12 protein-coding genes are annotated in these 9877 nt (G+C 62.9%); 5 read left to right on the top strand and 7 right to left on the bottom strand.

The window, feature by feature from the left end; translation table 11 throughout:
• Positions 1-894: cysteine desulfurase (locus VF497_RS13830; protein WP_330889683.1), on the top strand; the 894-nt coding region annotated here is incomplete at its 5' end.
• 10 nt (positions 895-904) lie between these two features.
• Here the strand turns inward: VF497_RS13830 and VF497_RS13825 are convergent.
• The 4 genes from VF497_RS13825 to VF497_RS13810 all read right to left on the bottom strand — a co-directional run bounded on the left by VF497_RS13825 (position 905) and on the right by VF497_RS13810 (position 5007).
• Positions 905-1645 carry a DUF1080 domain-containing protein gene (locus tag VF497_RS13825; protein WP_330889681.1) on the bottom strand — a complete coding sequence of 247 codons (741 nt, stop codon included), beginning with the start codon at positions 1643-1645 and terminating at the stop codon, positions 905-907.
• A gap of 28 nt (positions 1646-1673) precedes the next feature.
• Positions 1674-2228 (bottom strand): gluconate 2-dehydrogenase subunit 3 family protein, encoded by a 555-nt coding sequence (locus VF497_RS13820; RefSeq protein ID WP_330889679.1) that lies wholly within the window; start codon positions 2226-2228, stop codon positions 1674-1676.
• Positions 2228-3922 carry a GMC family oxidoreductase gene (locus VF497_RS13815; RefSeq protein ID WP_330889677.1) on the bottom strand — a complete coding sequence of 565 codons (1695 nt, stop codon included), beginning with the start codon at positions 3920-3922 and terminating at the stop codon, positions 2228-2230. The genes VF497_RS13820 and VF497_RS13815 overlap by 1 nt, the downstream gene beginning before the upstream one ends.
• 86 nt (positions 3923-4008) lie before the next feature.
• The gene (locus VF497_RS13810; protein WP_330889675.1) at positions 4009-5007 is read right to left on the bottom strand and encodes an alpha/beta hydrolase; all 999 of its coding nucleotides are present in this window, start codon (positions 5005-5007) and stop codon (positions 4009-4011) included.
• A 146-nt stretch (positions 5008-5153) separates the two neighbouring features.
• On the opposite strand from VF497_RS13810, the gene sufU reads away from it, so the two are divergent.
• From sufU to VF497_RS13795, 3 genes are read left to right on the top strand one after another with little or no spacing between them, the layout of a single operon-like run.
• Positions 5154-5603: a Fe-S cluster assembly sulfur transfer protein SufU gene (gene sufU / locus VF497_RS13805; RefSeq protein WP_330889673.1), complete on the top strand. Its 450-nt coding sequence runs from the start codon at positions 5154-5156 to the stop codon at positions 5601-5603.
• Positions 5600-6151, top strand: coding sequence for a GNAT family N-acetyltransferase (locus VF497_RS13800; RefSeq protein WP_330889671.1), 552 nt, complete (start codon positions 5600-5602; stop codon positions 6149-6151). The genes sufU and VF497_RS13800 overlap by 4 nt, the downstream gene beginning before the upstream one ends.
• Positions 6152-6159: 8 nt before the next feature.
• Entirely contained in the window at positions 6160-6480 is a 321-nt protein-coding gene (locus VF497_RS13795) for a non-heme iron oxygenase ferredoxin subunit (RefSeq protein ID WP_330889669.1), read from the top strand.
• Between the two features lie 133 nt (positions 6481-6613).
• Here the strand turns inward: VF497_RS13795 and VF497_RS13790 are convergent, their stop codons facing one another.
• From VF497_RS13790 to VF497_RS13780, 3 genes are all read right to left on the bottom strand, one after another.
• Positions 6614-6862 (bottom strand): hypothetical protein, encoded by a 249-nt coding sequence (locus tag VF497_RS13790; RefSeq protein WP_330889667.1) that lies wholly within the window; start codon positions 6860-6862, stop codon positions 6614-6616.
• Between the two features lie 15 nt (positions 6863-6877).
• Positions 6878-7381, bottom strand: a complete 504-nt coding sequence (locus VF497_RS13785) for a GNAT family N-acetyltransferase (protein ID WP_330889664.1) — start codon at positions 7379-7381, stop codon at positions 6878-6880.
• 67 nt (positions 7382-7448) lie between these two features.
• Positions 7449-8030, bottom strand: coding sequence for a hypothetical protein (locus VF497_RS13780; protein ID WP_330889662.1), 582 nt, complete (start codon positions 8028-8030; stop codon positions 7449-7451).
• A 458-nt stretch (positions 8031-8488) separates the two neighbouring features.
• Between VF497_RS13780 and VF497_RS13775 the strand changes: the two genes are divergently transcribed.
• Positions 8489-9682, top strand: a complete 1194-nt coding sequence (locus VF497_RS13775; RefSeq protein ID WP_330889660.1) for a cytochrome-c peroxidase — start codon at positions 8489-8491, stop codon at positions 9680-9682.
• Positions 9683-9877 lie beyond the last annotated feature (195 nt).

Below are 9877 nucleotides of genomic sequence, written 5' to 3'. Positions count from 1 at the left end.
CTGCAGCCGGGTGACGAAATCCTCGTCACGACGATGGAGCACCACGCCAACATCGTGCCATGGCAGCTGGTCGCCGCGCGCACGGGCGCGAAAGTGATCGCCGCGCCGATCACGCAAAGCGGCGAGCTGATCGTCGAGGAATTCATCGCGCGCCTGAATCCGCGTGTGAAGCTCGCCGGCGTGACGCACGTGTCGAACGTGCTCGGCACGATCAATCCGGTTCGCGAACTGGCCAAGGCCTGCCGCGCGCGCGGCATCCCGCTGCTCGTCGACGGTTCGCAGGCCGCGCCGCATTTGCCGATCGACGTGCAGGCGCTCGGCTGCGATTTCTACGCGCTGACCGGGCACAAGCTCTACGGTCCGACCGGCACCGGCGTGCTCTGGGCGCGCAAGGAGCTGCTCGCCGAAATGCCACCGTTCTTCGGCGGCGGTGAGATGATTCGCACGGTGAGCTTCGACGGCACGACGTTCACCGATCCGCCGCACAAGTTCGAGGCCGGCACGCCGAACATCGCCGGCTTCGTCGGCCTCGGCGCGGCGATCGACTACGTGAACCACGTCGGCCTCGACACGATCGGTGCGATCGAGCGTGAGCTCGCCGCCTACATGAGCGACGCGCTCAAATCGGTGCCCGGGCTGCGCCTGTTCGGCGAGGCGAAGGAGAAGGCCGCGGTGTTCTCGTTCCTGATCGACGGCGTGCACGCGCACGACCTTGCGACGCTGCTCGATCACGAAGGCGTCGCCGTGCGCTCGGGCCACCATTGCGCGCATCCGCTGATGCAGTTCTACGGCGTGCCGGCGACGGCGCGCGCGTCGCTCGCGTTCTACAACACGCGCGAGGAGATCGACGCGTTCATCGCCGCCATTGCCAGGGTGCGCAAGCTGCTGGCCTGACGCGACAGCGCTACTTCAACTCGTGGATCATGATGTTGCGGAACCACACGTCCGCGCCGTGATCCTGCAGCGCGATCTTGCCTTCGCGGAACATGCCAAAACCCGGCATGTCGCGGAACTTGCTGCCGGCGATCAACCGTTTCCATTCGTCGCTCCACAGCGTCGTCTCGACGACGACGGTGCCGTTGAGTTTTTCGACGACATGACCGTGGTCGCTGATGATTTCGAGACGGTTCCATTCGTTGGCCGGGCGCACGGCTTCGGGCTTGCCGGCGATCAAGTCATAGAAATCGCCGGCGCGATGCTTGTCGAACTTCGCGTCCTCGGCGGCGACGTTGTCGAGCACCTGTGACTCGATGCCGGTCTGCCACGGATATTTGTGCTCGGGGCCTTCCTGCACGTAGAACATCACGCCGCTGTTGCCGGCGATCGCAATCTTCCAGTCGAGCTTCAGGTCGAAATTGGCGAACACGCCGTCGTAGACGATGTCTCCGCCGTCGGGCGCTTGCCAGCCGCCTTTCTTGTTGCTCGTATCGAGATGCAGGCTGCCGCCGTCGGCCGACCATGCCTTGCCGATCGTCTTCTCGTTGTAGCGATGCCAGCCCGCGGTCGACTTGCCGTCGAACAGCAGTTTCCAGCCTTCGCGTTGTTGCTCTGCTGACAGCGCATTGGCTGCGTCGGGTTTGGCCGATTCGGCAGCGTGTGCGGCAAAGCTCAAAGCGGCGGCGCAAAACACCATGGCGTACTTCATTCGTCTTTGTCTCCGATGGATCGCGGTATCACCAGGCCCAGAATGTCTCACCCTTGTACGGCACCACGCCCTTGTACGGCCCGGGAACGGGGCGATAGCGCGCCACGCGCGTCGCGCCCGCTTCCGAGGTGAAGAAGCCGAGCAAAGTGAGCTGCTTGCACAGCGTGAACCAGTGCGGCGGCTGGCCGCTGTTCTCGCCCGACGTACGCGCGTGACGTTTGGCTTCCGCATCGACGTCGACCAGCAGTTTCTGCTTCTGTGCACTTGTGCATTTCACGAATTCCGCGCCGTGAACGTTGCGCGAGCGCGCATCGATCTCGCCGAGGCCGGCGCGCAGAACCGCAAGGTTTGCAGGCGTGTAGCAGGCAGCCGAATAACGCGCGATGTAGGCGCCGACCTGCGCGTCCTTCGCGCCGGGTGTGTCGGTGCGCGGCAGGATCGTCTCGGCGATTTCGTCGAGCAGCGCGATCTGCGTGGGTGTGTAAACGCTGGAATCGGAGGGGGTGGCAAAAACACGGTCGACGCCGACGAACGCACATCCCGTCAACGCGGCAATGGCGCGCAGCAGTTCGCGGCGATCCATCAGACGATCCTCCCATGCTTCTCGAGCTGGTCGGCGGCGTAGTTCGCCGCGCGCGCGGTCAGCGCCATGTACAGGATCGACGGACTCTGGCTGCCTGTGCTCGTCATGCAGGCGCCGTCGGTGACGAAGACGTTCCTGCACAGGTGCATCTGGTTGTGCGCGTTGAGCATCGAGGTCTTCGGATCGCTGCCCATGCGCGCGCCGCCCATCTCGTGGATATCGAGGCCGGGCGGCCAGTGGTTGTCGTTCGCGTTGACGTTGGTGAAGCCCGCGGCTTCGAGCATCTTGCGGCCTTCGCCGAGGAAGTCGCGCACCATGCGCTCGGCGTTGTCGTCGTAGCCGACCGAGATGACGAGTTGCGGGATGCCCCACGGATCCTTCTTGTCCGGCGAGAGGCGCACGTGGTTTGCGGCGTTCGGCAGCGTCTCGCCCTGCATGTACATGTACGCGGTCCACTTGCCGGGCTTGCTGATCGCGTTTTTGTACTTCGCGCCGATCGTCTCGCCGTGGGTGTCGTTGTCGTCGATCAGGCGCCGGCTTGCGCCGCTGAAGATCACGTAGCCGCCGAGAAAATCGGCGTCCTGCTTGTCGACGTTGCGGAAGTTCGGGATGATGTTCTCGGCCGGCTTGTAGACTTCGTAGTAGGCTTCTTCGAAGCCTTCGATCTCGGCGCTCATGCCGGCACGGTAGTTGTGGAAGCCGACGTATTTGCCGAGCACGCCGTGGTCGTTGCCAAGGCCGTTCGGGAAACGCTTCGACGTCGAGTTGAGCAGGACCAGCGTCGAGTTCAGCGCCGAGGCGTTGACGAAGATCACCTTGGCCTTGAACACGAGTTCCTCGTGCGTGTTCGCGTCGATCACCTTGACGCCGCTGGCCTGTTTGGTCGCGTCGTCGTAGAGGATCGAATGCACGACCGAGAACGGACGCACAGTGAGATTGCCGGTCTTCTGCGCCCACGGCAGCGTGCTCGCGTTCGACGAAAAGTAGCCGCCGAACGGGCAACCGCGCATGCACAAGTTGCGGTTCTGGCAGGTGGCGCGCCCTTGCTGGCGATGGATTTCCTGCGCATCGGTGATGTGCGCCCAGCGGCCGGAAATGTAGTGCCGGCCGAACTTTTCCTTGAGCACCTTCTGCAAATGCTGCTCGACCGTGTTGAGCTCGTAGGCGGGCAGGTACTCGCCGTCGGGCATCGTTGCGATGCCTTCCTTGCTGCCGCAGACGCCGATGAATTTCTCGACGTGGCTGTACCACGGCGCGACGTCGTCGTAGCCGATCGGCCAGGGGATGCCGTAGCCCAGACGCTTGGGCGCCTCGAAGTCCATTGACGACCAGCGCGCACAGGCGCGACCCCAGATCAGCGACTTGCCGCCGACCTGATAGCCGCGTACCCACAGGAACGGCTTCTCCTGCACGTACGGATGGTCTTCATCCTTGACGAAGAACTGCTTGGTCGTCGCGTCGTAGCCCGCGGCGCGCGAGATCAGCGGATTCGCCTCGTTCGTCGAGCGCGGATTCTCGCCGCGCAGGTCCATGTCCCAGCGCCGCAGCGACATCGTCGGATAGTCCTTGATGTGCTGTACGTCGCGGCCGCGTTCGAGCACGAGCGTCTTCAGGCCCCGGTCGCAGAGTTCCTTCGCCGCCCAGCCGCCGCTGATGCCGCTGCCGATCACGATCGCGTCGTATTGTGTCTCCATGGCCTGATTGTGCGCATGAAACATCGATCGCGCCAGAGCGGAGCAAGCAGAATTTCGGCCGTCGAAATTGGAAAATATTGGAAACGTCAACTCTGCTGCCGGTGCATCCATGCGGCGAACAGGTCCGGCCAGCGTGCAGCGGAGTTGTCGATCGATGCATGCAGGCCGAAACCGTGGCCACCTTTCTCGAACAGGTGGGCTTCGATCGGAACCCGCGCGCGACGGCATGCAGCGATCCAGCGCAAACTCGATTCTGCGGGGACGGTGTCATCATCCATGGCGTGGAAGACGAAGCTGGGTGGCGTGTCGGCACGTACGAGCTCGGTCGGCGAGTGTTTCCTGATTTGTGCTTCAGAGGCATGGGGGCCGAGCAGATTGTCGCGCGAGTCGGCATGTCCCACGCCCGGCATCAGGCTGGCGACTGGATAACCCAGGCCCACAAAGTAAGGTCGTGCCGACAAGGTATCGGCTGCATCAATCGGCGCATAGCAGGCTTCATCGAAAGCGGTCGCGAGATCGGCAGCGAGATGGCCTCCCGCGGAAAAACCGATCACGCCAATGCGTTGCGGATCGATGCGCAGTGTCGTCGCCTGCGCGCGCAGCAGGCGCATCGCGCGTTGTGCATCGGCGAGCGGCACGCGCTGGCGATTTTTCCGGCCTTCGCCAGGCAGGCGATAAGTCAGCACGAACACGCTCGTTCCGAACGGCGTGTAGCGTCGCGCGATGTCGATGCCTTCGTTCTGCACCGAGACGAAACTGTAGCTGCCGCCGGGAATCAAGAGCAGCGCCGAACCGTCCGGATACGGTGCGCGGAACACATTGATCTTGGGATGCACGATGCCAGTCAAGGAAAGCAGGCGCTCTCCGCGTCGCCCGCCCATGATCAACGACGGCGTCGGCGGTGTCGCCGGCATGCCGGGTGGCGTACCGGGCCACAGCGCGATGCGCTCGGCGGGTGGCCACGGCGGCGCATCGGGAGCCTCGTCGGCGGGCTGTGCGGGCAGTTCGCTTTGCGGCTGCGCATGAGCGGGCGCGATGACGGCCAAGGCCATCCCGCCGAGCAGGGCGCGTCGTTGTGGATTCATCAGTGCAAACTCCCAGTGGCCGAAGCAGCGCTCGATCCGAGTTTATGCTGCTGGCGATGCGATGGCAGTATCGTGGTCGCACTGCGTCGTCGGGATGCAGCTTGCGGACCACTTCATGCGCGAGCGTGGGGACGTACAATGCCAAGATGTCCGCCAGCGAGCTGTATCAGCGCATCGTCCTCGAGCACAGCCGCGCGCCGCGCCATTTCGGCGCGCTGGCTGAGCCGACGCATCAGGCCGACGGCGCCAATCCGCTGTGCGGCGACGCGCTGCATGTGGAATTGCGCGTCGTCGATGGACGCATCGCCGCGATCGCGTTTCGCGGCGATGCCTGCGCGATCGCGAAGGCGACGGCGTCGATGCTCGGCGAAGCCGCGGCGCGGCTCGACGCGGACGGCATCGCGGCACTCGAAGCGCGGTTTGCGCGCATGATCGGTGGCGAAGCCAAAGCCGGAACTCTGCCGGGCGACTTGAATGCGCTCGCCGCGCTGGCACACTATCCGTCGCGCCGAAAATGCGCGCTGCTGCCGTTCGTGACCTTGCGCGCGGCATTGGCCGGAACAGCAAAAACCACGACCGAGGGAGACCACCGATGACTTCCGTCCACGACCTGCCGAACGAGGCTGCCGTCGAATTCCGCCTGGCCACGACCGCCGACATCGTGGCGATCGAAACGCTCGTCACCTCTGCTTATCGCGGCGATGCGAGTCGCGCGGGCTGGACCACCGAGGCCGACCTGCTCGACGGCCAGCGCGTCGATCCGGAGGGCCTCAAGGAAGTCATCGAGAAACCCGGCAGCCTGGTCTTGCTCGCAGCGCGCGGGGTACTCGTTCTTTCCTGCTGCCATATCGAGAAGCAGGGCGAAGCCTGCTACTTCGGCATGTTCGCGGTCGATCCGACGCAGCAGGGGGCCGGCCTCGGCAAGCTGGTCATGGCCGAGGCCGAGCGCGTGGCCAAGGACGACTTCGGCTGCGCGCGCATGGAGATGACCGTGATCTCGGTGCGCGATGAGTTGATCGCCTGGTACGAGCGGCGCGGCTATTCGCGCACCGGCAAGTACAAGCCGTTTCCTTACGGTGACGAGCGTTTCGGCATCCCCAAGCGCGACGACCTCAAGTTCGAATTGCTGGTCAAGCCGCTGTGAGCGCGATCGTGAGCGGCTGGATCCGTGTCTGCGCCCAATCCGAACTGCTGCCCGGCGAATTCAAGGTCACCTGGGACGGCGACACGGCGATCGCGGTGTTCAACGTCGACGGCGAGCTGTATGCGGTCGAGGACATCTGCACGCACGACGGCGGCGAACTGGCCGGCGGCGAAGTGCACGGCTTCGAGGTCGAATGCCCGCGCCACGGCGCACGCTTCGACCTGCGCAACGGCGCGGCGATGTGCCCGCCGGCGTACGAGCCGATCGCGAAATTCCCGGTGAAGGTGGAAGACGCGCAGGTATTCACCCGCGACGATCGCGGCGACTGAGCCCGCTCTGCTTTCTTGCCTCCCGGCAGCGGATAACGGCGCGTTGCGCTTGCTGGCCGAGCATTCGCTTTGCGTCATCCGAACTGGCCGAGATCGCTTGCGCGGATGGTTCGTGTTGCGCCGTCCGGGCCGGTCACTCTTTGAGCTTGTGACTGTCTTCGGCAGTCAAGTCGAGTCCGTAGATTTCCCGCAATTGCTCGATATGCTGCAGGGTCTTCGCGGTAAACGGCTTCTTGTTCTCGAACGCATGCAGCACGATGCCTTCAACAAGATCGCCGAGCGACAAGTCCAAGGTTTCCGCCAGGCTCTTGAGAACTTTGAGCAGCCGCTTTTCGATCCGCACCCCGGTCTGGACACGTTCTATCTTCTTTTCTTTGTTCATTTGGATTTACCCGGTTCAACGACCGTCCATCCGAGGTCGACGCCGCCGCAACGATTTTCGGAACGACAGGCCCAAAGGCCCCGCTTCGGGGCAGGGTTTCTCACGGTATCCCAGCTTTTTGTACAGGGCTACGGCTGATGCGAGGTCCAGACCGGTTTTGAACTCGATCGTCCGTCCACCCAGTTCAACGACGCGACGCTGTGCGAACTTCATCAAGGCCTCGCCTATACCTTTCTTGCGAGCCGCCGGCTCGACCCATAGGCGATAAAACTTCGCGACCTTTGCCGCCGCATGGTATCGGACGACGATCATGCCTACAACGAAGACGTCGCGATGCGCAAAGATTGCACGCGCTCTCGACAGATCTCGCGGCGACAGCAGGCCGTTCGGATGGTGATGACCGCCGCGTCGCAATTCTGCGGTCATGTGCTTGTCGCACAGGCGAAACAGGCTGCAGTCGGCAGGTAGCTCAAAGAAATCCAAAGTTCGGCTTAGGGTCAGAATCGGCGGAATGGGCATACGGGTCGAAACCGGAGGAGGGGTTTGCGTGGAGGAGCGTTCGTCGAGAAGTGCCGGGCAAAAAATGCTAGTGCGGCAAGATGCTTCGTATGGCTTGCTGCCATTCCGGTCCCTGGCTTGCGAAGGACTGTTCGAATTGCGCGACGTATTTCGCGCCGGCCCCGTTCAATGCGGTCCGGCTGCACCACACGCGTACTCGAACACTGACTGGATTCGACTGGGTCAAAGTGATGTCGTAACGAGTCACGCCGATGCCCGCAATGAAGATCAGGTAGCCGACCTTGCCGTGTTCAGGCTCGTACCGGTCCAATACCCACGTGGCAAGACCCCATTCCGATCGGGTTTGAAAGATCGCGCCGGCAATCTGGCCTCCGCCCAAGGGATGCACGAATAACGGCTTCCAATCTGGCGACCATTCACTTTCTTTTACTGGTCCGAAGTACGGCGTGAGAAACGCCACGGTGCCGGGTAGGTCAAGACTGAATTCGCGCTCGGCGTACACGTGTGATTCTCCTTTGGAATGGATGGATGGTTCGTTTGCGCCGCTGCCGACATGTGAGTCATGCGCTGCATGGTCTATCCCCTCGGCGTTGACGCCAGGGCCGAGGGCCAGTGCAATGAATCCGACCAGGTGCAATTTGCTGTTCATCGTTGCGATCTCGTTTAGGTAACTTGGTACCAAGTTATCTAAATAACATAAAAAGTGCAACTATTTCTTTGCGTACGAAGCGCAAACGTTCCGATCAGCTAGGCCGCCGCCATTCCCGCTCACTCAAGCGAGAAGTTGCGAATGGCTGCAGAAAGGGGGCCGGCGTTGCAGCGGCCGTAGTCAAGGTCGTGTGGACGCCGGCGGTGTTCTACGGCAGGTGTCGGCTTTCGCTAGTCGACGACTCAATCCGCCGGTCCGGTCAGACACGCATCCGCTTGCGCACGGCCTTGAGTTCGAAAGCAAAAATAATATAAACTCAATTGAGATTCATTCTCATTCGTAATCAAGGCAAATACACCATGCATGCATCGGATTGGCGTGCCGACGCTTTGTCGTGGCCGGGCCGGCCTGAAGATCGGGCGGATCGTCGGTCGCGTACGCGCCACTGCGTCGGCATCTTGCTTTGCGTACTCCTTGCCGCTTCAGTCGGTAGCGTCTCCGCGGTTGCTGCCGGCGAAGTGCCGTCGCAGGCAGCACTTGCCGCACTAGGGGCCAATGTCTTCAACGATGCGTCGTTGTCGGCATCGGGCAAGATGTCCTGCGCGACCTGCCACGATCCCAAGTTCGCGCATGCGCAGAACAACGCGTTGTCGGTGCAGTCGGGCGGGGCGAATCTCGATGTGCCCGGTTTCCGCTCGGTGCCGAGCCTGCGCTATCTCAACATCAATATGCCGTTCTTTTTCGCCAACGACGGCACGCCGACCGGCGGTTTCAATCGCGATGGCCGCGCGAACACGCTGGTCGAGCAGGCATCGCGGCCGTTCCTCGCCGCGCACGAAATGGCCAACGGCGACGCAGCTGCCGTAGTCGACAAGCTCAGCCGCGCGAGCTATGCCGAGGAATTCCGCGGCTTGTTCGGTGCCGACGTGTTCGAGCGCGTCGACGACGCCTTCCTTGCCGCGCGCTATGCAGTGGGGGTGTACGAGGCCACGGCGCCGGAGTTTCGCCCGTTCTCCTCGAAGTTCGATCTGTTCATGCAGGGCAAGATCAGGCTCAGCGCACAGGAACTGCGTGGCTTCGCCCGGTTCAACAGTCAGACGAAGGGTGGCTGCGCCGGCTGCCATCCGTCAACGCGCGCGCCGAACGGCGATCCGCCGCTGTTCACCGACTACACCTACGACAACCTCGGCGTGCCGCGCAATCCGCAGATTCTGGCGACGGCCGATCCCGATTATTTCGACCTCGGCCTGTGCGGCCCCGACCGCATCGACCTCGTCGCGCGGCGCGACCTCTGCGGCACATTCAAAGTGCCGACGCTGCGCAACGTCGCCACGCGCAAGGTGATTTTCCACAACGGCTACTTCAATTCGCTGCGCGAGGCGATCCAGTTCTACGTGCAGCGCGATACGAATCCCGACAAGTGGTATCCGCTCGATGCTGCCGGCGCCGTGGTGAAGTTCAACGACGTGCCGGCGCTGCTCGCGCGCAACGTGAATACGAGTGAGGTGCCGTACAACCGTCCGCTCGGGGGTACGCCTGCGTTGAGCGAGCTGGAGATCGACGACGTCGTCGCCTTCCTCGGCACGCTGACCGACGGCTATGACGCTGCGACCGACACGGCCGATCCGGCGCACGACCTCGCCAATCCCTGATGCAGGACATGTCGCCACGCGGCCTTGTTCGAAAGAAAAAGTATCTTTTTATATTTTTGGAGAAATGACATGCAGCGCAAACCGCTGGCACTGGCCGTCCTGCTCACGTGCGCGGGGCTTACACCCGCCGCGCACGCCGACGATGCGAAACTGAAGGCCGAAGTTGAGGCTCTGCGCGCCGAAGTGGCCGAATTG

Origin of the sequence: Rudaea sp. (assembly GCF_036383415.1) — a bacterium.
Taxonomy (GTDB): domain Bacteria; phylum Pseudomonadota; class Gammaproteobacteria; order Xanthomonadales; family Rhodanobacteraceae; genus Rudaea.
Note: the sequence above shows the minus strand (reverse complement) of the source record. Positions and strands in the feature narration are given on the sequence as shown.